A 23,122-nucleotide genomic window follows, 5' to 3' on the forward strand; every position below is an offset into this window, starting at 1 on the left:
TACAAAAATTTATGCAATTATTGCTTTGCATTGATGTAATTGCCAATCCAAAAAACTCGGAATTATTGGCGCTATGTAAATGACGGGAAGGAAGAAGACGCGATAAATCGCGTCTCTACAAGGGGCGATCGCAAAAACGATGCCTGCGGCGGGCTACGCCTACGCATTCCCATTCTGTTCACAATATCTGTTTTATTAGGTGCGATCGCATTCCCTAGATTGCGGAAAGATTGGACGCGATAGATTTACGAGACGCTTACGAGATGCGATGAATCGCGTCTTTACAAGGGATTGCTGCTTCTACATTTCGCTTATGTTTTGGCTGGAGGAAGTATTTTTCTTTCCTACTCTCCATCTTTCACTTTCTCTTGTTGATGCCAAGCTTGATAAAAAGCCTTATAGGGCATACTTTGGGCGCACTCCCAGATAACTTTGTAGCAATTATCAAATTGCTCAAAGTCATTTTTGTAAGTTTCAGGTGATAAATAATCCTTCAACATAGTGACAACACTCAGCATCTGTTCCCTTAACATAATTTTCTCTAAGCTAGATGCCGCTTGCCATCGGGTAGAATCATCCAGTTGTGGTTTGCGGATTAACTCTACCAAAGCATCAATTGCTTTTTGGTTGCCAGAGCCAATTTGCCTTAAGGTAGATACCGCTAGCCTTCGGATAGAATCATCCAGCTGTGGTTTGCCAATTAACTCAACTAAAGCATCAATCGCTTTTTGATTGCCAGGGTCAATTTGCCCTAAGCTTTCTGCCGTTTGCCATTGGGTAAAATCATCCGGTTGTGGTTTGCCAATTAACTTAACTAAAGCATCAATTGCTTTTTGATTGCCAGGGTCAATTTGCCCTAAGCTTTCTGCCGCTTGCCATCGGATAGAATCATTCAGTTGTGGTTTGCCGATTAATTCCACCAAAGCATCAATCGCTTTTTGGTTGCCAGAGCCAATTTGCCCTAAGCTAGATGCCGCTTGCCATCGGGTATAATCATCCAGTTGTGGTTTACCGATTAACTCCACCAAAGCATCAATTGCTTTCTGGTTGCCAGAGCCAATTTGCCCTAAGCTAGATGCCGCTTGCCATCGGGTATCATCATCCAGTTGTGGTTTTACAATTGACTCCACCAAAGCATCAATCGCTTTTTGGTTGGCTGGGTCAATTTGCCCTAAGCTTTCTGCCGCTTGCCTTCGGATAGAATCATCCAGTTGTGGTTTTCTGATTAACTCCACCAAAGCATCAATCGCTTTTTGGTTGCCAGAGTCAATTTGCCCTAAGCTTTCTGCCGCTTGCCTTCGGATAGAATCATCCAGTTGTGGTTTGCTGATTAACTCCACCAAAGCATCAATCGCTTTTTGGTTGCCAGAGCCAATTTCTCTTAAGCTAGATGCCGCTAGGGTTCGGTTAAAATTATCCAGTTGTGGTTTGCCGATTAACTCCACTAAAGCATCAATCGCTTTTTGGTTGCCAGAGCTAATTTGCTTTAAGCTTTCTGCCACTTTTATTTGGCTAAAATAATTCAGTTGTGATTTGCCAATTAACTCCACCAAAGCATCAATCGCTTTTTGGTTGCCAGAGCCAATTTCCACTAAGCTTTTTGCCGATTGCCATCGGGTAGAATCATCCAATTGTGGTTTGCCGATTAACTCGATTAAGGCAGCGATCGCTTTTTGGTTCCCAGGGTCAATCTGCTCTAAGCTTTCTGCTGCTTGCAATCGGGTATCATCATCCAGTTGTGGTTTACCGATTAACTCCACCAAGGCAGCGATCGCTTTTTGATTACCAGAGCCAATTTGCCCTAAGCTTGATGCCGCTCGCCTTCGGGTAGAATCATCCAGTTGTGGATTGCCGATTAACTCCACCAAAGCATCAATCGCTTTTTGGTTGCCAGAGCCAATTTGCCCTAAGCTAAATGCTGCTTGCCATCGGGTAGAATCATCCAGTTGTGGTTTGTTGATTAACTCTACCAAGGCAGCTATCGCTTTTATGCGATTTGTCTGAGGTATTGCTGTGTTTGCTCCCTGTGTGATTGGTATGAGAAATTCTACCCGCTCATTTTGTTCGACTTTAAACTCACCACAGTCCCATTGAACGATTTCCGCCACAATAGCATCTGCGTTGACAGAATTTTTCCACTCATCAACTCCCGCAGCAGCGAGAAAATAAGCGCGAAACTCATAAAATCCCCTTCTGACTCTATCAATAGCTCTGCATTCTCCGCACCCATCATCAAATTCCACCAACGTCTGAATAAACTCTTCCTTCTCCTCTCTCCCCACATCCTCACGTCCCAACCACAGCACAATCACCTCTTTCCACTGCGGTGCAAAAATACGATAAACGCCTAGCGCGGGGTTGTCGGGAACATGATTCAGAAACTCGTGCCAATCATCAACTGCCAACGCTGCAAAATATTCCTCAAATGTGGTGTGGTAAAAAGCGTAAACTTTCTCTTTTGGTGATTCCGCAGCCAGTCCAACTTCATTTAGCCATCCCAACTTTAACGCTAACGAAAATAAAGAATTTTGCTGTTTTGCATCACCTAATTCCTCACGCACCAACTTATGTCGTAGCCGAAACCGTGACGCTTCTTGATCAATTGCCCGTTTTGCCAAACGTCCCAACGCTGCGTTTAATTCCTCTTGCTGCTGTTCGGTGGTAGGGAAGCGGTTTTCTTTCCACTTGTAAACCTCTTCCACAAACTGCTGATAAAGTCCGGCTTTAGTTTCCGGTAAACCTTTATCTGAACCTTGCCAAGTGCTACACAACAGCGCTAACCGCAAAGGATTTTTAACTAAATCTTGGATGCGCTGACGTTCAGCTTTATCTAATTCCTTCCGTAATCTTTCCCCTTTGTCTGCATCCTTGTTGTGAAACCAACGCCCAATAAACTCTTGCACTTGTTTCGGATATTCAAAATTGAGTAACCGATACGTCTCAAAATTTTCTAAAGCGTTGGCGTTTGCTTCCCAAACATTCACACGACAAGTCAGCACAACCCGCGCATTTTTCACCCATCCCGTCAACTGCTGAGAAATCTCAGTTAATGGTTGGGGTGAAGACATTTCATCTGCTGCATCCAACAACAACCACACATGATTATTATTGAATAAATCTGCTAAAGCGTTTTCCTGTTCTTCTTTTACACGCACCACTTCTAAAGCATTCTTCAGCCAAGCTTGCAACAGATAATTTTCTACACTCTTTCCTTGCAAGTCTGCCAAATCACCCGTGCTTTTATCTGATCACCGTAAGTCTTTTTTGGCATGACAGTCGAAGACAAATCCCAAAAAGTTTGGGGCTACCCCTAATTGAATTTACCACCCCAAACCCATGTATTCCTGATTCTAACGAGATTTTATCCGCCTTGATTGCGTTCACTACCCCAAAGAGATGCTGTATTCAACAACTCATTCAGGTGGTAGGAAATGAAAAACAAGCCTCAAAACGCAAGTCAAAAAGCGATGTCTACGACGGGCTACGCCTACGCTTTCTTGCTAATTCTGCAAACAATGCTAATTGGCGTAAATGCCGAAAACCGCATTCAGCAAGGAGACTCACCAATTGAGGTTTTAATCTGGATGATTAACCAGTGTATTCCAGTACTGAAACAAGCTAGCAGTTTGCAAAATAAAAAACCCAAGAAGAGCTTGTTACCCAAACATCGCCGTTCTGAGGATCAATAGTATCATCAGCCTCTTTTTGCTTGCAAAGAGGGGCTGTGGCTATATTGGTTGTTACAGGAATCCGGTTTAATTGCATGAAATAATGATTGCAATACATCCTTGGTTTAAGACGCGATGAATCGCGTCTCTACAATATGGTCTATTTGTGACACGTTTCTCGATTGCGTGCAATTTGATTTGCATCGGGTTTTTTGATCAAAATTAGACGCGATGAATCGCGTCTCTACAATATGGTCTATTTGTGACACGTTTCTCGATTGCGTGCAATTCGGTTCGCATCGGTTTTTTTGATCAAAATTAATGCTTTGTAGAGACGGCGATTTATCGCGTCTCTCTTGTTCGTCCACAACACGAGCTTATTCGTTCAGAACACGAGCTTATTCGTTCAGAACACGAGCTTATTCGTTCAGAATACGAGCCTATTCGTTCAGAACACGAGCCTATTCGTTCAAAACACAAGCTTATTCGTTCAGAACACGAGCTTATTCGTTCAGAACACGAGCTTATTCGTTCAGAACAAGAGCCTATTGTCGTGTAATTACTGAACCAGCAATCCAATCTTATTACAAAAAACACCTTATTTTGCAAGTTTTACTGAACCACTATACTGTCCCATTGAGACACTCTAGAAAGATAAAGTTTAGTAAAAAGTCTGCATTGATGCCACGCCAAAAAAGAAGCTCTACCGTGCTAGAAAAAACCGAACAGAGAGTAATCGGATTTAAATCGATTAATTCCAGCCTCGACTTTGGTGATTCGATCAGTTTAAACCATTTAACCGAGTTAACCGGGCAACTCCGCAACCAGATTGACGAGTATAATATGATGCTAACTGCCATTGACTCAGCAAAGGAACAAATAGAAACCCTTGAAAAGACTATCCGCGAAACCTCTGAGCGCTTAGTCAGTGGTGTGGTGTTGAAGTATGGCAAAGACAGCCGGGAATATGAAATGACAGGCGGAGTACGCAAGAGCGATCGCATTCGTAAAGCCACTATCACCCGGTTAAAATCCACCACAGACTCAAAAGCGGCTGCTACACAAACAGCTTAATGAGCAACAAGTAGGCATCATTACAGGGTGAATGATGCCCATATTTTGCGTAGGCGTAGCCTGCCGCAGGCATTGCATCCTTGAAGATGGTGATTATCATAAAAAAGAATATAGCGTCTAATCCAGTAAATATAAGTTTTTTCTGTTTCCTAAGAATGGTGGTTAAGACGGATAACATCTTGTACTTGTTCGAGCAGCTTTTTTAGACGCTGTTGCATAGGGTGTTATGCTAAAAATTTATGTATATATATATGACAGAAAGAGGCTGTAATCCTCTATTTGTCGTAATTAATAAAAAGATTATATGGAACCTTTCCGTATAATTAATAGTTAGGCATCGCCCTTGTTCTAATGAAGTGAGCTATCAAAGCAGATAAATTGCTGATTTGTTTATGCTCCAATCTTTTAAATAATTTGAAATTTCAGATTCTCCCATCTGCCTCGTATCAAATTTGAAGTCAATGCAATTGTGGAGTAATTAATTTTCAATGAGTACACTGTATGACAAGCTTGGTGGCGCAGCAGCAGTTGATATAGCTGTAGAAAAGTTTTATGAAAAGGTTCTAGCGGATAAGCGGGTTCAAAACTTTTTTGCTCATACAAATATGCAGCAACAGAAGCAGCATCAAAAAGACTTTATGATCTATGCTTTTGGTGGTGCCCAGCACTGGAATGGTCGTACTATGAGAGAAGCGCATAAAGAATTAGTGGCTGAGATGGGCTTAACCGATAGTCATTTTAATGCGATCGCAGAAGATTTAGTTGCGACACTGGTTGAGATGGAAGTTCCCCAAACCTTAATTGACGAGGTAGTGCAAATTGTAGGCTCTACTGCTCATCGGAACGACGTCTTAAATCGGTAAGCTTGTCAGAACTGAGACTGTAATGAGCAACAAATAGGCATTATTCAGGGTGAATGATGCCCATTGCTTTGCAGACAATTCAGTGTTGAATCAGCTTTAAACCACAAAAAACATCAAGATTCCTAACACTCCTAAGTTGAAGTGTCACTAGTGAGAATACTATTAAAAATAGGTATTCCATTAGTAGAAACTACCCTGGAAAAATAGTGTGAGGTTGAAGTAATGGATGAGCAGCATCGGTACTTGCCAATCGCCCTTGTTGTTGTTGGAATTGCTTTTCTCCTGATCTATCCGTTGATGAATATCTGGCCATCGGGCTGGTCATGGCAACCAGGTCAACACGAATACGAACAGATGATCGTCGGCATTTATGGGACGCTCGGTGTATTTTTACTACGGGCTTCTCGAAAACCAGAAGCGCATCTCAGTTTAATCTGGTTCACCGTCTGGTCGAGTTTTGTTCACGCACTGATCATGGCTGTACAGGCAGTGATTGACCCTGCGGAACATGGACACCTTGTTGGCGACATTCCAGCATTGATCTTGGTGGCAATTGTCCTTGGTTTCCTAGCGTCACGCGAAGTAGTGTCAGTGCATGAATGAGCGCGGCATAACAAATCATTTGAATTTTCCCCCTTTCGAATGTAAGAAGGGGCTTTATTCCTCAATCAACTCAAAATTAACTCGCTCGTAAATATCACGCAAGGTAATTTGAAATTCGATAGAATCTAATACTAAAACTGCATCTTCACCTTCATACTCTTTAAAAATCCATTGACTTTCTGCTTGCTTTGCAAATTGTTCCACAGCAAAACTATATTGGTCAATCATAATATATTCTTGAAAACCTGGAATTGAACGATAATATTTAAACTTATCTGTTTTGTCATAATTTTTAGTTGAAGTTGATAAGACTTCAACAATTAATAAAGGATTCGTAATAATTGTTGTACCTGTTCCCTCGTAAATAGGCTTACCTTTGATGACTATAATATCAGGATAAGTATAAAGGCGATAACGAGGTATTGATAATTTCACATCCCCTATGTAAATCTCATAATCTTGTCCTTGCACAGTCAGGGGAAACCTTTTATAAAAATTACCTGCAATCTTATTATGGTTAGTTGTCCCCCCTGTCATAGGTATAATTTCTCCGTCTCTGTATTCATTTTTATATTCAGCCTTCTCTTCTAATTCCAAATATTCTTCTGGGGTGTAGTAGCGCTTTTCTGTTTGTAAAACCATATTAATTAACTCATAAAATGAGGGAATGGATATGTTATCAATAGCGTAACGTACCCTAAAGATAGGGAAAATAAATATTTTTGTTATAAAAATACGGTTGCAGACAATGTAACAATAGCGATCGCAAGCCAATACTTTTAGCCATACCCACCAGTGAACGCCCCCACCAACATCTCTGCACAAACTCAAAATCGCAAAGCCGATCACATTCGGATCTGCTTAGAGGAAGATGTTCAGTCTCATCAAATCACCAATGGATTGGAACGCTATCGTTTTACCCATTCTTGCTTACCCGAACTCAACCACAACGATATTGATATCAGTACAACTTTCCTGGGAAAACACCTTGGCGCACCCTTGTTAATTTCTTCCATGACTGGCGGAACAGAACAAGCCGCAATGATTAACCAACGTTTGGCCCAAGTCGCGCAACGCTACAAAATTGCAATGGGTGTCGGTTCCCAGCGAGTAGCAGTAGAAAAACCTCAGGTAGCTGATACTTTTGCTGTCCGCAAGTATGCGCCCGATGTTCTGCTATTTGCAAACTTAGGCGCTGTGCAACTTAACTATAAGTACGGTTTAGATGAATGTCTGCGCGTAGTTGATATCCTAGAGGCTGATGCCCTGATTTTACACATTAACCCTCTACAAGAGTGCATTCAACCCAAAGGTGATACTAATTTTCGGGGTTTGATTGACAAAATATCTGAGTTGTGCAGTAAAATGCCAGTGCCAGTGATTGCGAAGGAAGTTGGTAACGGCATTTCAGCAGCGATCGCTAACAAACTCATTGACGCTGGAGTAGCAGCAATTGATGTGGCTGGTGCGGGGGGTACTTCTTGGGCAAAGGTGGAAAGTGAACGGGCAGAAAATCCCTTACAACGTCGCTTAGGGAAGACTTTTGCCGATTGGGGTTTACCGACGGCAGAGTGCATTACAACTATTAGAGCGATCGCTCCAAATGTGCCTTTAATTGCTTCAGGAGGTTTGCGTCATGGATTGGATGTCGCGGCTGCGATCGCTTTGGGAGCAGATATAGCTGGTTTAGCAATGCCTTTTTTGCAAGCAGCAGCAACATCAGAAACAGCAGTTGCTGAACTGGCTGAAGTATTAATTGCCGAAATCACCACAGTCTTATTCTGCACTGGCAACGCCACCTTGTATCAGTTACAGCACTCTGGTAGTTTACAGCGCATAGAATAAGTAAACAGGTCATTGGTCATTAGTCATTAGTCCTTTGGTTATAACCAATGCCCAATACCCAATACCCAATAACTAATAACTAATAACTAATGCGTAATTTTATCAAACAAACTTTTGCTAGTTTAGTTGGCACCTTACTAGGACTAATTATTTTCGGTGGTCTGGGAACCACTGGACTATTCTTGCTGATATTGGCTGCTAGCTCCTCTAAAGATACTGGGCCAAATGTGAAAGATAAGTCAATGCTGGTTTTTGACTTGTCGATGAAAATTACTGATAGCGAACCTAGTTCAGGTGAACTGTTTCAAAACACAATATCAGGTGTGGATGAAGAAAGAATATCACTCCGCAAAGTTGTGGAAACTTTGGAAAAAGCGCGACGCGATCCGCGAATTGTCGGGATTTACCTGGATGCAACAAGCACAAGCCAAGCTAGTAATGTCGGCTATGCCTCCCTGAAAGAAATTCGGAAAGCGCTGGAGGAGTTTCGCGCTACTGGGAAAAAGATTGTCGCCTATGGCAGTGATTGGAGTGAAAAGGAATATTACGTTAGTTCAGTGGCAGATTCCATTGTACTTAATCCTCTAGGAATGATGGAAGTCAACGGTTTGAGTTCACAACCAATGTTCTTGGCGGGAGCATTACAGAAATATGGCATTGGTGTCCAAGTTGTGCGAGTGGGGAAATTTAAAGGGGCTGTTGAACCGTTTCTCCTCACAAAGTTGAGTCCAGAAAACCGCGAACAAACTCAGAAATTGTTAGATGATCTTTGGGGAGAGTGGCGCACTACTGTGGGCGCAAGTCGGAAACTTGAACCTAACCAGTTGCAAGCGATCGCAGATAATCAGGCGCTACTGGAAGCCGCACAAGCCAAAACCAGCGGTTTAGTTGATCAAGTACAATACCCTGATGAAGTGGTAACTGACCTCAAAAAGTTGACAGATAGCGATAAAGAAGACAAAACATTCCGACAAATTAGCCTGAATAACTATGCCCAAGTTCCCGGCAAATCTTTGGGTGTAGAACGTAGCTCAAAAAATCAAATTGCCGTAGTTTATGCTGAGGGCGAGATTGTCGATGGTAAAGGTGAAGATGGGCAAGTAGGAGGCGATCGCTTTGCCAAAATCTTCAACAGACTACGACAAGATAAGGATGTGAAAGCTGTTGTACTACGGATTAATAGTCCTGGTGGTAGCGCTACCGCATCTGAAGTCATGCAGCGAGAAGTGAAATTAACTCGTGAGGCGAAACCAGTTGTAGTGTCAATGGGTGACATGGCCGCCTCTGGTGGTTATTGGATTGCTAGCGACTCAAACCGTATTTTTGCAGAACCAAATACCATTACAGGTTCAATAGGTGTGTTTGGGGTGTTGTTTAATGGCGAAAAGCTGGCGAATGATAATGGCATCACCTGGGATTCGGTTAAAACCGGAACCTATGCTGATAGTCAAACAGTTTCGCGTCCGAAGTCGCCCCAAGAGTTGGCACTTTATCAGCGCAGTGTTAACCGGATTTATAATATGTTTCTGAATAAAGTTTCTCAAGGTCGGAAACTCCCAGAACAAAAAGTAGCAGAAATTGCCCAAGGACGGGTTTGGTCGGGTGTGGCGGCCAAGGAAATTGGTTTGGTTGATGAAATTGGCGGCTTGAATACTGCGATCGCATATGCTGTCAAGGAGGCGAAACTAGGAGAAGACTGGGAAGTGCAAGAATATCCTCGCACTAGCAGTTTCGGAGAACGCTTTTTTGGGCGTGCAACTGAAGAGGCGCGGACTGCTTTAGGAATTGAGGGGACGCAACTCAAACAATCCAATCCCCTCACCACTGAATTTCAGAAATTGCAACAGGAAGTAGAGATTCTGCAAAAGATGAACGATCCACAGGGGGTTTATGCTCGCTTACCTTTCAACTTGAAGATTGAGTAGCTTTTTATGCTGCGATCGCAAGGGCATTGTCAGTGCGATCGCAAGGGTATTATCATACTGAGGAAACGTCCAAGTCCAAAGCAACCGTAAATCATTTGAACTGCGATCAACTTACTGTTCTTTGTCCGATGCTTAAGGATGCTCTGCTGGCTATAACCAGTGTGTTGGATACGTCCTTTCTTCCGCTAAATTATTGAAGATCACAGCGCATAGCACTAAAATCATCGATCCCTCAAAGGCAGGTGTTAGTAGAAATTGCCAGTCCGGTTTCGTCATCATGACGACTAATGCAACAGCACCCGAAGGTGGGTGTAGAGTTCCGGTAAGCTGCATGATTCCAATCGCAGTAGAAACAGCCATTCCCATTGCCAAGGGAGAAGAACCGAGAAAATGCAGAATTATCAGACTCACGATCGCAGCTAAAAGATTACCCCCAATGACATTCCGAGGTTGAGCCAAAGGACTGTCAGGCACACCAAAGATCAAGACACTTGTAGCACCAAAAGGAGCCATCAGCAAAGGAGAATTAGTTTTTACAGCAAGGTAAGACGTTGCAGTTATGGCTAAGAAACTACCGATCCAACTCCAAAAAACATGTCGATGATGAGGTCTGTCTATTGGACAGGTTAGCGGACAGGATCGCCATCTGCCAAAGGTTTTAAACCAATAATTTTTTAATTTCAACCGAACTTTTTTACTGTCGATCATGAATGAACCACTCGATAATCATGACTCCCTGAATTGACTAAGCAAGGCTTTGCTAAAGTTACAATACCATGACATTTGCCAAAAAAACCTCTAAAAAGTATTCAAATATACAGATTTTTTGTTTTATTAAAAATCAGGCTAAACGGGTCAATTTAAGTTGCATAAAAGTCAATACATTTCAGATAAGACCAAAACACTTGTAGAGACGGCGATTTATCGCGTCTCAAAAACCCACGATTTTGTACAAGTAGCGTTTTACTGAACCGTATTGGCATAAAAGTAGGGCTGTTCGCGTTGGCGTAGCCTCTCGTAGAGAAGCGTTCCCGTAGGGTAGGCCTTACTGCAAGCTAATCATTCGGTAAAATGACTGACGATTAGCTTAGTTGAAATTACTCTTTGTTTGATTTCTTCTTGCTCACTAACTGCACCAAGGCGGATGAGTTGGCCTCGCCAACTTCGTAATCAGACTTATCTTCGCGTCAGCCTAATAAGTTTTTAAGCAGACACGATCTTTGTGGGTTAAGTGATTATCCAGTAACTAAATCACATCAAATATCTCAGAAATACTACTGAACCATCAATACAACAAATGTAACTAACATATACATAAATATTGTCAGGATGCTGAACATGTCAGATTTACCGCTTCAGTGCAAAAATTTGAAAGAGCAAGTTGAGTCTATATTACAACTTTTACAACAAGAACCAACGCTACGTTCCCAAGATATTACACCTGTACAAACTTCCTTAAGCAAGGCGATTTCTCCCAAGTTTGAGATTGTGTTTGCGGGTGCGTTTAGTGCCGGAAAGTCAATGCTAATTAATGCATTATTGGAGAGAGAATTACTCTACAGTGCAGAGGGACACGCTACAGGTACAGAATGCAAAATCGAGTATGCAGAAATAGATAAAGAACGTGTTGTTTTGACGTTTTTAAGTGAAGCAGAAATTCGGGAACAAGCAGTTTATTTGTGTCAGCAGCTAGGATTTAAAACAGTAACTAATATTAACCAAGCTGAGGTAATTAACTTGCTACGTCAAGGTTCTGAAACTATTATTCAGCAAGAGGGTGGTGAGAGTAAATCAGAACGTGCAAAGCAGGCGAAGGCGTTAATGTTGTTGCTAGAGGGATATATAGCAAATAGCGATCGCATCAACACGGTTAATAATGCTACATATTCAATGGAACAATTTAACTTTTCCAATCTCAAAGAAGCAGCTGGATATGCCCGCCGTGGTAGTAATAGTGCAGTATTGAAGCGAATAGAATATTACTGTAATCATCCTCTGCTACAAGATGGCAATGTAATTATTGACACGCCTGGTATCGATGCACCAGTAGAGAAAGATGCACAGCTAACTTATGCCAAAATTCAACATCCTGATACTTCAGCGGTGGTATGTGTGCTAAAACCTGCTTCGGCGGGTGACATGACAAAAGAAGAAACAGAACTTTTGGAATTAATGCGGGAGAATGGGGGAGTACGCGATCGCGTTTTTTATATCTTCAATCGCATCGATGAAACTTGGTATAATACAGAACTACGGCAACGATTAGATAACTTAATTAGTGGGCAATTTAGCAATTCAAATAAGGTTTATAAAACCAGTGGATTATTAGGATTTTACGGTAGTCAAATTAAACAGACAAGCCAACGAGATAGATTTGGTTTAGATTCTGTTTTTGCAGAAAGTATTAAAGGTTTAGAAGGTAAAGAAGAAACACCACAATTTGTCTATGCGTTTAACAACTACTGCGTAAATTCAGGAAAACTATCTTCTACTAAATTCCGTGTCTCTGTTAACGGCTATGAAACTCCAAATCAAAATTATGTGCGGATTTTGGGAGATTCGGGCAATGAACTTATAGAACAGCTAATTCAAGATAGTGGGACTGAGGAATTTCGCACAGCTATTACTCGCTATTTAACACAAGAAAAGCGTCCACAATTATTTAAAAATCTTGCTGATGATTTGGAAGATGTTTGTATTAAACTGAAAAAACATTATCAGAGTGTACAACGTAATTTAGATAGTCAGCCTCAAGAGATTGAGATGATGAAGGCACAAGAAGTGCAACACCTAAATCAGCAACTCCAGCAAATTGGTAGAGAATTTAGTGAGCATATCACAGAAGAAGTTAACCATGTAATTAATAATTCTTGTGATGCTTTTGAAGCAGATTTTAGGCAATTGCAATCACGCATGATTCGCCGTCTAGATGAATTGCTAGATACTTTTTCTGTAGCTTATGCTTATCGGCGTGCAACTATCAGCCATCCTCGCAACGCTACCGCACCTTTAATTGCTATTTTAGTGGAGGCATTTTATTACTTAGCAAATCAATTAGAAGATATTTTAGTTGAATCTTCTCAGCAAGTAGTTGCAAATTATTTCCAGCGGTTAATTGAAAAGATTCGCAAGTCCGAATATTATCGCCAGTTGTATCGTTTATTAGATCATGATGGCGGCATTGAACAAGAGATCAGAACTATAGAAAAACAAGTTACTCAAGCATTGGTGAGTGCAGCTAGCGTAGAGTGCGATCGCTTCGTGCGAGAAAGTCCGAGATTTTATGATGAAGGCACTTTTTCTATATATCAATTTCGCCAAACTTTATTACAAACTTCTCAAGGTTATGACGCTGAAAGTATCGTGGAAGCAGAACCAGCAATTAGGCAATTATTGAAATTAGATTTTGAACCCAAAGTTTCTCAAACTATTCGTAAATCTTTCCGTCAAACCATCAACCAAACCCTGAAAACTCAGTTATTGCCAATGGCAGATCAGCAAGCAGATGAGATTTTGCAGCAATATCCACAGGCGCGTGCTTATTTAGAGAAAACGCTGCAACAAGAAGCTGAAGAAAAAATTGCAAATAATCGGCGATTATTGAATGTTGTCGAAGAAAATATTGCAGCATATAATTCAGCCGCTTCTAGTATTAATAATTGTTTGCAGTCCATGCAATTATATGACCATCTTTTGCCTGTAATTGGTGATTCGTTTGACACTGATGGTAAGTTTGCTAATAATGGGTTTGTGATTTCAGATGTGGTACAAGAGGTTTAATTTTACATATGACAATCCGATTTGATTTGTGAAAATTAGCAGTGTTTAGATCCCCGACTTCTCAAAGAAGTCGGGGATCTAACTTTTTAGAATCCTAATCTCCAACTTAATGGTTATGACTATCAAGCGTCGGGAATTTCTCACAACTTGTGGACTCGCTACTCTAGCCACCCAGATATCACCACTTACCGCTGAAGGTAAACTACCCGCAAACACCATCCGCAAGCCGCCTCGTCTGCAATTAGGCGATACTGTAGGACTAATCGCGCCTGCGGGTATCGTTGACGCTAAAGATATCGAAGCAGCGCAGCAATCAATTTTACAATTAGGGTTAAAAGTCAAGCTGGGGAAGCATATTTTAGATCGTTACGGCTATTTAGCGGGTAAAGATAGCGATCGCGCCCAGGATGTAAACTTGATGTTTAGCGATCGCACCATAAAAGCAATTATCGCCATGCGTGGTGGCTGGGGTTGTAATCGCATTTTACCTTTACTCAACTACTCGCTGATCCGCTCCCATCCGAAAATTCTCATGGGTTACAGCGATATTACGACGCTGTTATTGGCAATTAATGCCCGTAGTCAAATGATTACTTTTCATGGGCCAGTTGCTACGTCTACCTGGAATCAATTTACAGTGGATTACTTCAAGCGCATCCTATTTAATGCTGAAACTGTGACTATGCAAAATCTCAACCCTAGCGAAGTGCGGGTGCAGACAATAGCACGGGGAAAGGCAAGAGGTAAACTTGTGGGTGGAAACTTATCAGTGCTATCAGCAATGGTAGGTTCACCTTACCTACCTTCTTGGAACAAAAGCATCCTGTTTGTGGAAGAAATTGGCGAGGATGTTTACCGTCTAGATAGGATGCTGACACAGTTAAAAACTACTGGGATACTTAATCAAATTGCTGGCTTTATCTTTGGGCAATGCACTAATTGTAGTCTTGGCGATGAACCGTCATTTACTTTAATGCAAGTATTGCAAGACCACATACTTCCTTTAGGTATTCCTGCTTGGTATGGTTCAATGATTGGTCATATTAAAGATAAATTTACCTTGCCAATCGGTGTGGAAGTGGAAATAGATGCTGAACTTGGGACAATACGAATGTTAGAGGCGGCTGTTAGTCTGGTTTGAGCCACGAAAATCAGCAGCGCCACAGTGATTTTGATTAAGATTTTGATAGACAAGTATGAATTTCTCCTCGCCATGTTACGACTAACAGAAGTAAAGCTCCCGCTTGATCATCCTGAAGATGAGATCAAGTCTGCCATCCTCAAAAAGCTGCAAATCACGGACGAAGAATTGATCAGCTATTCTATCTTCAAGCGTAGCTACGATGCGCGTAAGAAAGGAGAGATCACTCTTGTTTATATTCTCGATGTAGAAACAACTCAGGAAACTCATCTACTCAAGCGCCTGAAAAAAGATCCCCATGTAATGGCCACGCCAGACATGAGTTATCGCCCAGTAGCACAAGCACCTAGTAATTTGGCGATTCGCCCCATCGTAATTGGTACAGGGCCTTGTGGCTTGTTTGCGGGTTTGATGCTCGCACAAATGGGGTTCCGTCCCATCATTTTAGAACGTGGCAAAAAAGTTCGCGATCGCACTGCTGATACCTTTGGCTTTTGGAAGAAAAAATCAGACTTCAACCCAGAATCTAACGCCCAATTTGGCGAAGGTGGTGCGGGCACATTTTCCGATGGCAAACTTTACAGTCAAGTCAAAGATCCTCAGCATTATGGGCGCAAGGTACTAACCGAACTCGTCAATGCGGGAGCCTCACCGGAAATTCTCTATATCAACAAACCGCATATCGGCACCTTCAAACTGGTGGGAATTGTCCAAAGTATGCGGGCTAAAATCGAATCCCTCGGCGGCGAAATTCGCTTTGAAAGTCGGGTTGAAGATATCAACATCGAAAATGGACAGGTGCGGGGAGTCACCCTCGCTAATGGGGAATATATCGCCAGCGATTATGTAGTTTTGGCGGTGGGTCACAGCGCCCGCGATACCTTCCAAATGCTATTTGATCGTGGGGTTTACATTGAGCCGAAACCATTTTCCATCGGCTTTCGGGTCGAACATCCCCAGACTCTCATCGACCAATGTCGTTTCGGCGCTCAGGCTGGTCATAAGCTTTTAGGTGCTGCTGATTACAAACTGGTTCACCACTGCCAAAATGGTCGTTCCGTCTATAGTTTCTGTATGTGTCCAGGGGGCTTGGTAGTTGCAGCCGCATCAGAACCGGGGCGACTTGTCACCAATGGGATGAGCCAATACTCTCGCAATGAGCGCAATGCCAACAGTGCGATCGTTGTGGGTATCACACCCGAAGATTATCCGGGAAATGCCTTGGCGGGAATTGACTTTCAACGGCGCTTGGAAGAAAAAGCTTTTGAGTTGGGCGGTGGAACTTATGAAGCTCCAGGGCAGTTGGTGGGTGACTTTCTCAACCATCGCCCCTCGACAGCATTTGGCACTGTTAAGCCGTCTTATACACCTGGGGTACATTTGGGTGATTTGAGTCAGAGTTTACCAGATTATGCGATCGCAGCCATCCGCGAAGCCCTTCCCGCTTTTGACAAACAAATTAAAGGATTTGCAATGGATGATGCCGTATTGACTGGGGTGGAAACCCGCACGTCATCACCGATTCGGATTAAACGCAAAGAGGATTATCAAAGTTTAAATACAGTCGGTCTTTATCCGGCTGGTGAAGGCGCGGGATACGCAGGGGGAATTCTCTCGGCTGGTATTGATGGGATTAAGGTAGCAGAGGGGGTGGCTTTAAGTATTTTGAGGAATTGAGTAGTTTAGCGCCGTAGGCATCGTCAAATCTGAAATAGTCAATGGGATACCTACGGTAAGCTGCCCTAGCACGAAGTACAAACAGTTAAGAGCAATCGGCTAGGTTATTTATTACTGGATTTTAATCATTGCTGATATCTTGTTGTGCCGTTTATGTAAAGTTTAAGAGTTTTTACTGAGGATAAAATCACTACTTTATCAGGGGATTAAATAAGCGGCAATTGTTTAAATATCTGATAAAAATGACACCAAATTACAGGTATGTAAAAACAAATACATATAAGATTCAAAGTATCGTAGTAGGGACTATTATTCCAAAGTAAATATTTAGTAACTACCTACATCAATAACAATACATCTCGTTCGAAGTTTCAAGCAGAGTCCAAAATGAAAAAGAATTTTTCTTTCATATCAGCTTCAGTTTTATTAGTTTCTGGAATCGCTTGTGCTTCAATTGCTGCACCAGTATATGCTGCACCCCGTGGCGGACAAACTTCTTCAGCAATATGTAGCCTGGCCGATATTTCACTTGGAGGAGTTTCAGCTACAGCTTGTGACGGCCCAAATACTGGTAATGACACAGGGGCACAAGGTACTTTGCTCCCTGAGCTAAATAATGGTCTTTTTAGCAGCTTTGTTGGTACTGGTGTGCAATGGACTTTAGCTGGCAAATCTGATGAGCCGAATCCTTTTGCGATTACAGCAGCCAATGACTTTAATTCTGGTACATGGGGTTTGGGCACAGCATTGTCCAGTAACACGTTTGTAGTTAGCCTCAAAACAAGTACTGCTTACACTGCTTACCTATTCAAAGATTATGATTTCTCTCAAGGTTTAACAGGAGTATTCAATACCATTGGTGTTGCTTTAGATGGCAGTGGAAAGGCAGGGAAAGATTTATCTCATGCCTCATTATTCGTCTCTAATATAGGGAAAAATCCTCCTCCTACTTCCGTTCCTGAACCGGCTTCTTTGTTAGGTCTTGGTTTAGTAGCAAGTGGAATGGTAATGGTTCGCCGCCGTCGCGCTATCTGATTACACGTTCTTAGGGTTTCATAGAATACAAGACTGAAACTACTTCAACCTCTGAAGTAGTTTCAGTCTTGATCATCAAAAAATCGCAAAATCTGATCTGTTCTGGTCTTAGGAACGTGAATTAAATAAAATGCAAAACTTCATTTTCTATCTAGCTTCCCTCTTCTTTATAAGGCTACGGATTGAGGGTGAGGTAAGCCAGGAACATAAATTGTATGTTATTTAATTCTTATTCCTTAGTACAACTCATATTTCATTAACTGACAAGGCAGCGCTCCGTTATATACCGCAATCCGCTGGGATGATTTTAGTCCAATCGATTGAGACAGTTCCTTGTTCCCACTCAGCACAAATGCAGTCCAGCCTTTGAAGCGTTGTTTCAGCACATCGCCCAAAAGTTTGTAAAATGCTCCTAAATCACTATCTCGCCCCAGCCGTTCGCCATAGGGTGGATTGCAGAATAAAATTCCACTGTCTGCGGGGGCGACAACATCGGCAAGCTCCATTTGAGAAAACCATACATGGTTATCAACGCCGCAGTTTTGAGCATTGTTAATCGCTTGCTCAATTATATTTTCATCGCGATCGCTTCCCCAAATAGGTGCGGGAAGGGTATCTAGTTGACTGTCCTTAGCTTCTTGGAGCAGCTTTTCTAAAAGGGACAGATCAAAATCGAGCCAAGTTTCAAATCCAAAGCACTCACGAAACAACCCTGGTGCTATGTTCAGTGCCTTTAAGCTAGCTTCCAGGGGTAAAGTGCCAGATCCACAGAGAGGATCGTAGAACATCTGGTTTGGCTCCCAACCCGAAAGCTGAATGAGTGCAGCAGCCAGAGATTCCTTGAGAGGGGCTGCTCCAACCGCAGGGCGGTAGCCTCGGCGATGCAGACTATTTCCAGAACTATCGAGTTTAACGGTACAAAAGTCACGTTCAATATGAACATTGACCCGCACATCTGGGTCATGAAGCTCTACATTTGAACGCTCACCCAGATTTTCTTTCTGCTGATCAACGATCGCATTTTTGATCTGGAGAGATGTGAAATGGCTGTGGTTGAGGTGAGCGTTTTTGCCTGTGACATTCACCGCCAGGGTCATGTCTGGCGTGAGATAGTTTACCCAATCGATGGACTGGATACCGCGATAGAGATCCTTGGCATCAAGGCATGGAAACTCATGGATATTCACCAAGATTCGGAACGGTAGCCTAGCCCAGAGGTTGACGCGATAAAGCAAAGTGCGATCGCCCTCAAAGGCTACACCGCAAAACCCTGGCTCCACTGAATGAGCACCCAGTTGCTCTAACTCCTGAGCCGCGAGGGTTTCTAATCCACGAGCAACCGTTGCAAAATAATTCATAATTCGTAATTCGTAATTCGTAATTAATGCGTACTAGGAACTCAATTTATTGGTTTTTCAGAGAAGCGACTTTTCGAACTTAGATTAATCTAAATATTTTTAAAATCAATCATTGTCTGACGATAAGTATCTGGCAATCCTATATCAAAACATTTACCTTTAACAACATATCCTGTCATTCCCTCTTCCTGACGTAATCTTTCCAGACAGGATGTTAACTGAAATTCACCTCGTTCTCGGAAGTTTTGGTTGATATGTTCTGCTAGAAAGTCAAATATTTTCGGTGTAAGTAAATACAAACCAAATATACATAAAAACTCATTTTCTGCCATTTCGTCTACATGTAAATGCTGTTGTGCATATTCAATGGTAGGCTTTTCATAGAGTTGTTTAACTGACAAAATAGAGTTTAACTCTTGCCAAACTCCTGTTACACACCCAGCTTTATGAATAATCTCTGCTGGCATTGTAGTTAAGCTAACAACGCTTTGATTAACTTGTTCATAAACATCTAAAACTTGACGCGCACAAGACTTTTCAATGTCAGATGCATAAATGTGATCACCCAACATTAGCAAAAACGGCTCATTTTTCACCCAATCTTTAGCACAAAATACTGCATGACCATAGCCCAATTGCTCCTCTTGCAATAAAATAGTAACTCTGCTACCTAAATCTTCGATATATCGGCTATATTCTTGATTTTGCGGTGAAAGTTTATCTAAAAGTTCTTTTTTAGGTGGATTTTTCAATAAATTTTCAAATATTTCTTTGTCATCTGGCTGCACCACAATCCCTACTTCTGCAATCCCAGCATTAATTGCCTCTTCAATAATTGCGATAATGACAGGTTTTGCCCTACCATCTCGATCAATAATCGGGAAAAGTTCTTTTTTCACAACTTTGGTAGCTGGAAACAAACGAGTGCCGAAACCAGCTACTGGAATCACAGCTTTTCTAACTTTATTTTTCTGCATAAATTGTCAGTCCTCATCAGCTTAAAATCTCCCCTCCTCTCTCTGTGCCCTCTGCGACTCTGCGGTTCGTCACCCCAACTTCTCAAATAACTCCGCCAACACCACATTAGAAAACAAAAACCCTTGGGGATCAATCAAACGCAACCTTCCCTCTGCAACTTCAACCCAACCTTTATCAAAATATAATTGCAAACATCTGCAAATTTCCTCCACCTTCTCTTCCCCAAACACCTCCGCCAACACCGCCAAACTTACACCCTCCGCCAAACGCAACCCCAACATTAACGTTTCTAACAATACTTCCTTTAGGGGAGTCACATCACAATCAATCACACCACCAGCTTCCACCCACTGGTAATACTCCCTAGTTTTACGCGCACGAGTGAAGCGTTTCCCTTCTAAATAACTCGCTGCACCCATACCAAAGCCATAATAAGGGCGGTTTTCCCAATACACTCGATTATGCCGACACTGATGACCAGATTGAGCATAATTAGAAATTTCATAATGCTCATAACCTGCACTAGTTAAAACCTGCTGCCCCATCTGGTACATTTTGACTGTGGCTTCATCCGTTGGCAAGGGAGTATCACCAGGTTTGTAGTAACGACCAAAGGCTGTACCTGGTTCGATGGTAAGATCATAAATAGATATATGAGTGGGTAGAAGCGCTACCGCTTTTGTTAGAGAATCCTGCCATTGATCCAAAGACTGATGTGGCAACCCAGAAATTAAGTCTAAGCTGAATTCGGGAATCTCGACTTGGTGAATTAGTTCCACAGCTGCGAAAATATCTTCAACTGAGTGCGATCGCCCCGCCCTTTGCAATAATTCTGATTGAAAGGCTTGTACACCCAAACTTACCCGGTTTACGCCTGCACTGCGGTAGCCTACTATATGTGCTAAATCAAAGGTACCTGGGTCAATTTCCATAGAAATTTCTACCCCGGAAGCAATGCCAAAATGCTTCTCTAGCTCTGTTACTATCCGTTGTAGCTGCTCCGTTGATAGCAGCGAAGGAGTACCACCACCGAAGAAAATTGTCTTCAGGGGTTGACCAAATGCTGGTGTAATGGCAATTTCTTGACATAGCACCTCAACGTATTGGGAGATAGTACCAGATGTTTCGCCCCGCAAGCGATCGCCCACAACAGACACCGGGAAATCACAATAAAAACACCGCCGTCTGCAAAAGGGAATATGTACATAAGCAGAACTCGCAATTCCAGAAATACTAAATTTTTGACTCATTTTGAGAAAGAATTAAGTTAAGCCAACTGCGAATTAGAGACAATGAAAATGAGTAGTTTATTTACAAGTTTTTGTCGTTTTACAACGAAACAATGAAAAATATGAAGATAAAAGGCTTTGGTTATAATAATTGCAGATATTGCCCTACTAAACCCTTAGTGTAAGTCAATATTGATGAGTCTATCTTACCGATGAAATAAAAAATACTTAACTTTATCGGTTACCACAGTTGCAGGAAAACAAGACAACCATGCTTGACGCCATTATTATTTTCTCATTTATCTTGGCAGCGTCGGGAATAGGGTTCTACAGCATTGAACTACTACCCAATGGCACTCTCGATCAGGTAACAAATCTTGAAGCTTTACGCTTAGTTGTTGCCGTCTTTGCCGCTATTATTGGTGGTGCGATCGGGCTGAGTTTCCAGACGACATATCGTCGTCTAGAATCACAAGTCAAAGAAATGCCTCTGGAAGTGATCTTAACTCGTGCCATTGGCTTAGTGATTGGGCTATTGCTAGCTAACCTCATGCTAGCCCCACTATTTTTACTACCTATACCGGCGGATTTTGGATTTATTAAGCCACTAGTGGCAGTTGTCGGCAGTATTATCCTCTCCGTTACTGGCATGAATTTGGCAGATACCCACGGGCGAGGTTTATTGCGCTTCATTAATCCCAACACCGTCGAATCGATGGTAGTGGAAGGGACGCTAAAACCAGCTAATACTAAAGTTTTAGATACTAGCTGCATTATTGATGGTCGCATTGAAGCGTTACTAGAAACAGGCTTTCTGGAAGGGCAAATTCTCGTACCACAGTTTGTCTTGCAAGAACTCCAACAAGTAGCGGATGCTAGTAAAGACCAAAAGCGGGTGCGGGGAAGACGAGGGCTAGAAATTCTCAACCGTATTAAAGAAGAATATCCCGATCGCATTGTGATTAATGCAATTGATTACGAAGATATTCCCACAGTAGATGCCAAGTTGGTGCGCTTTGCCCAAGAAATCAGCGGTACATTGCTAACCAACGACTACAACTTGTCTAAAGTCGCCAGCGTCCAGAAAGTACCTGTTTTGAATGTGAATGATTTAGTAAATGCCGTCCGTCCCAGTTATTTACCAGGCGACAACCTGGATTTGAAAATTCTCAAGGAAGGCAAAGAACCTAGTCAAGGCATTGGCTATCTAGACGACGGCACAATGGTAGTCGTTGAAGAAGGTAGCAGTTATGTGGGTGGTGAACTGCGAGTAGTAGTCACTAGTGCTTTGCAAACCACCGCAGGAAGAATGATTTTTGCCAAACCCCAAGCTTCCGCATTGGCGTGAGGGAAATGTCCGGTGCAATTAAATATAAATTGTGCAATCGGTGCAGCCAACCTGCACCGATTATTTATTGGTCAATACGCTTGGGTTAAGGGTTATTGGTATTTTAAGACGCGATGAATCGCGTCTCTACATGAGGGTTTTATTGCTTATTCTGAGCTGTATTGATTTATTGGTAATCACCAGACTCAGCTACTCTGGCTAAACTTAATGCTCTGACAAAACAGAGTTTGTGGTGGGATGATGCAAACACTCACCGGAGGCGATCGCTTAAAATAATAATTCATAATTAATAATTACACTCGATTTTGTTCGTGCAGCGTTTCTTGGTAGAAGTATTTACTGTCCCCCAAATAACCAAATAAATTTTATGCCGTAAAGTTGACTTAGAATCAAAATAACTTGTCTTCAGGAGATTGATTTTCATGACATATATCTCCCCAAAAGCTCTCACATTTGAAAATTTTATCTCCCAATATCAAGACAATCACCGCTATGAACTAGCAGATGGAGAACTAATTGACATGGAACCCACTGGCCCGCATGAAGAAGATTTAGAAGTGTAGGCATAGTTATTAATATAGAAATATTGGCAATAAGA

18 protein-coding genes and 1 pseudogene are annotated in these 23,122 nt (G+C 42.1%); 13 read left to right on the forward strand and 6 right to left on the reverse strand.

All coding sequences use genetic code 11. The annotated features are described in order from the left end of the window. Window positions 1–39: 39 nt before the first annotated feature. Window positions 40–243: a hypothetical protein gene (locus ACEYW6_RS02825; RefSeq protein ID WP_412978535.1), complete on the forward strand. Its 204-nt coding sequence runs from the start codon at window positions 40–42 to the stop codon at window positions 241–243. 101 nt (window positions 244–344) lie between these two features. Here the strand turns inward: ACEYW6_RS02825 and ACEYW6_RS02830 are convergent, their stop codons facing one another. Then, window positions 345–3,227 (reverse strand): HEAT repeat domain-containing protein, encoded by a 2,883-nt coding sequence (locus tag ACEYW6_RS02830; protein ID WP_412978536.1) that lies wholly within the window; start codon window positions 3,225–3,227, stop codon window positions 345–347. Between the two features lie 204 nt (window positions 3,228–3,431). Here ACEYW6_RS02830 and ACEYW6_RS02835 point away from each other — a divergent pair, with 204 nt between their 5' ends. From ACEYW6_RS02835 to ACEYW6_RS02850, 4 genes are all read left to right on the forward strand, one after another. Further along, window positions 3,432–3,689 carry a hypothetical protein gene (locus ACEYW6_RS02835; protein WP_412978537.1) on the forward strand — a complete coding sequence of 86 codons (258 nt, stop codon included), beginning with the start codon at window positions 3,432–3,434 and terminating at the stop codon, window positions 3,687–3,689. 660 nt (window positions 3,690–4,349) lie between these two features. Then, the gene (locus ACEYW6_RS02840) at window positions 4,350–4,742 is read left to right on the forward strand and encodes a hypothetical protein (protein ID WP_412978538.1); all 393 of its coding nucleotides are present in this window, start codon (window positions 4,350–4,352) and stop codon (window positions 4,740–4,742) included. Between the two features lie 488 nt (window positions 4,743–5,230). Continuing rightward, window positions 5,231–5,605 carry a group I truncated hemoglobin gene (locus ACEYW6_RS02845; RefSeq protein ID WP_163929055.1) on the forward strand — a complete coding sequence of 125 codons (375 nt, stop codon included), beginning with the start codon at window positions 5,231–5,233 and terminating at the stop codon, window positions 5,603–5,605. 222 nt (window positions 5,606–5,827) lie between these two features. Then, window positions 5,828–6,208: a DUF6632 domain-containing protein gene (locus ACEYW6_RS02850; protein ID WP_412978539.1), complete on the forward strand. Its 381-nt coding sequence runs from the start codon at window positions 5,828–5,830 to the stop codon at window positions 6,206–6,208. A gap of 54 nt (window positions 6,209–6,262) precedes the next feature. Here ACEYW6_RS02850 and ACEYW6_RS02855 read toward each other — a convergent pair whose 3' ends face one another. Then, window positions 6,263–6,850 (reverse strand): Uma2 family endonuclease, encoded by a 588-nt coding sequence (locus tag ACEYW6_RS02855; protein ID WP_412978540.1) that lies wholly within the window; start codon window positions 6,848–6,850, stop codon window positions 6,263–6,265. 153 nt (window positions 6,851–7,003) lie between these two features. On the opposite strand from ACEYW6_RS02855, the gene fni reads away from it, so the two are divergent. Continuing rightward, on the forward strand, window positions 7,004–8,053 hold the full coding sequence (gene fni, locus ACEYW6_RS02860; protein WP_412978541.1) for a type 2 isopentenyl-diphosphate Delta-isomerase: 1,050 nt from the start codon (window positions 7,004–7,006) through the stop codon (window positions 8,051–8,053). Between the two features lie 89 nt (window positions 8,054–8,142). Then, window positions 8,143–9,978: a signal peptide peptidase SppA gene (gene sppA / locus ACEYW6_RS02865; protein WP_412978542.1), complete on the forward strand. Its 1,836-nt coding sequence runs from the start codon at window positions 8,143–8,145 to the stop codon at window positions 9,976–9,978. Between the two features lie 150 nt (window positions 9,979–10,128). Here the strand turns inward: sppA and ACEYW6_RS02870 are convergent, their stop codons facing one another. Further along, entirely contained in the window at window positions 10,129–10,686 is a 558-nt protein-coding gene (locus ACEYW6_RS02870; RefSeq protein WP_412978543.1) for an HPP family protein, read from the reverse strand. A gap of 630 nt (window positions 10,687–11,316) precedes the next feature. Between ACEYW6_RS02870 and ACEYW6_RS02875 the strand changes: the two genes are divergently transcribed. From ACEYW6_RS02875 to ACEYW6_RS02890, 4 genes are all read left to right on the forward strand, one after another. Next, window positions 11,317–13,758, forward strand: coding sequence for a dynamin family protein (locus ACEYW6_RS02875; RefSeq protein WP_412978544.1), 2,442 nt, complete (start codon window positions 11,317–11,319; stop codon window positions 13,756–13,758). A gap of 115 nt (window positions 13,759–13,873) precedes the next feature. Then, window positions 13,874–14,899: a S66 peptidase family protein gene (locus tag ACEYW6_RS02880; RefSeq protein ID WP_412978545.1), complete on the forward strand. Its 1,026-nt coding sequence runs from the start codon at window positions 13,874–13,876 to the stop codon at window positions 14,897–14,899. 24 nt (window positions 14,900–14,923) lie between these two features. Beyond that, on the forward strand, window positions 14,924–16,576 hold the full coding sequence (locus ACEYW6_RS02885; protein ID WP_412978546.1) for an NAD(P)/FAD-dependent oxidoreductase: 1,653 nt from the start codon (window positions 14,924–14,926) through the stop codon (window positions 16,574–16,576). 387 nt (window positions 16,577–16,963) lie between these two features. Then, window positions 16,964–17,611 (forward strand): PEP-CTERM sorting domain-containing protein, encoded by a 648-nt coding sequence (locus tag ACEYW6_RS02890; RefSeq protein WP_412978547.1) that lies wholly within the window; start codon window positions 16,964–16,966, stop codon window positions 17,609–17,611. A gap of 236 nt (window positions 17,612–17,847) precedes the next feature. On the opposite strand, the gene ACEYW6_RS02895 is transcribed toward ACEYW6_RS02890, so the two are convergent. The 3 genes from ACEYW6_RS02895 to hemW all read right to left on the reverse strand — a co-directional run bounded on the left by ACEYW6_RS02895 (window position 17,848) and on the right by hemW (window position 21,197). After that, a complete protein-coding gene (locus ACEYW6_RS02895; protein WP_412978548.1) occupies window positions 17,848–18,969 on the reverse strand; it encodes a THUMP domain-containing class I SAM-dependent RNA methyltransferase in 1,122 nt (373 codons plus the stop codon). A gap of 89 nt (window positions 18,970–19,058) precedes the next feature. After that, window positions 19,059–19,946 carry a sugar phosphate nucleotidyltransferase gene (locus tag ACEYW6_RS02900; RefSeq protein WP_412978549.1) on the reverse strand — a complete coding sequence of 296 codons (888 nt, stop codon included), beginning with the start codon at window positions 19,944–19,946 and terminating at the stop codon, window positions 19,059–19,061. A gap of 69 nt (window positions 19,947–20,015) precedes the next feature. Beyond that, on the reverse strand, window positions 20,016–21,197 hold the full coding sequence (hemW, locus tag ACEYW6_RS02905; protein ID WP_412978550.1) for a radical SAM family heme chaperone HemW: 1,182 nt from the start codon (window positions 21,195–21,197) through the stop codon (window positions 20,016–20,018). Between the two features lie 250 nt (window positions 21,198–21,447). On the opposite strand from hemW, the gene ACEYW6_RS02910 reads away from it, so the two are divergent. Together ACEYW6_RS02910 and ACEYW6_RS02915 are read left to right on the forward strand one after the other, a co-directional pair. After that, a complete protein-coding gene (locus tag ACEYW6_RS02910) occupies window positions 21,448–22,524 on the forward strand; it encodes a PIN/TRAM domain-containing protein (protein ID WP_190891524.1) in 1,077 nt (358 codons plus the stop codon). A gap of 422 nt (window positions 22,525–22,946) precedes the next feature. After that, window positions 22,947–23,069, forward strand: a pseudogene (locus tag ACEYW6_RS02915) (Uma2 family endonuclease); the annotation flags it as partial. Between the last annotated feature and the right edge of the window lie 53 nt (window positions 23,070–23,122).

It is taken from the genome of Nostoc sp. UIC 10607 (genome assembly GCF_047228265.1).
GTDB classification, from domain to species: domain Bacteria; phylum Cyanobacteriota; class Cyanobacteriia; order Cyanobacteriales; family Nostocaceae; genus Nostoc; species Nostoc foliaceum_A.

Coding starts and splice junctions, on each gene's coding strand:
- sppA (WP_412978542.1), top strand. CDS start 8,143: ATGCGTAATTTTATCAAACAAACTTTTGCTAGTTTAGTTGGCACCTTA.
- ACEYW6_RS02890 (WP_412978547.1), top strand. CDS start 16,964: ATGAAAAAGAATTTTTCTTTCATATCAGCTTCAGTTTTATTAGTTTCT.
- ACEYW6_RS02850 (WP_412978539.1), top strand. CDS start 5,828: ATGGATGAGCAGCATCGGTACTTGCCAATCGCCCTTGTTGTTGTTGGA.
- ACEYW6_RS02870 (WP_412978543.1), bottom strand. CDS start 10,686: ATGATCGACAGTAAAAAAGTTCGGTTGAAATTAAAAAATTATTGGTTT.
- ACEYW6_RS02880 (WP_412978545.1), top strand. CDS start 13,874: ATGACTATCAAGCGTCGGGAATTTCTCACAACTTGTGGACTCGCTACT.
- hemW (WP_412978550.1), bottom strand. CDS start 21,197: ATGAGTCAAAAATTTAGTATTTCTGGAATTGCGAGTTCTGCTTATGTA.
- ACEYW6_RS02845 (WP_163929055.1), top strand. CDS start 5,231: ATGAGTACACTGTATGACAAGCTTGGTGGCGCAGCAGCAGTTGATATA.
- ACEYW6_RS02895 (WP_412978548.1), bottom strand. CDS start 18,969: ATGAATTATTTTGCAACGGTTGCTCGTGGATTAGAAACCCTCGCGGCT.
- ACEYW6_RS02910 (WP_190891524.1), top strand. CDS start 21,448: ATGCTTGACGCCATTATTATTTTCTCATTTATCTTGGCAGCGTCGGGA.
- ACEYW6_RS02855 (WP_412978540.1), bottom strand. CDS start 6,850: ATGGTTTTACAAACAGAAAAGCGCTACTACACCCCAGAAGAATATTTG.
- ACEYW6_RS02840 (WP_412978538.1), top strand. CDS start 4,350: ATGCCACGCCAAAAAAGAAGCTCTACCGTGCTAGAAAAAACCGAACAG.
- ACEYW6_RS02875 (WP_412978544.1), top strand. CDS start 11,317: ATGTCAGATTTACCGCTTCAGTGCAAAAATTTGAAAGAGCAAGTTGAG.
- ACEYW6_RS02900 (WP_412978549.1), bottom strand. CDS start 19,946: ATGCAGAAAAATAAAGTTAGAAAAGCTGTGATTCCAGTAGCTGGTTTC.
- ACEYW6_RS02835 (WP_412978537.1), top strand. CDS start 3,432: ATGAAAAACAAGCCTCAAAACGCAAGTCAAAAAGCGATGTCTACGACG.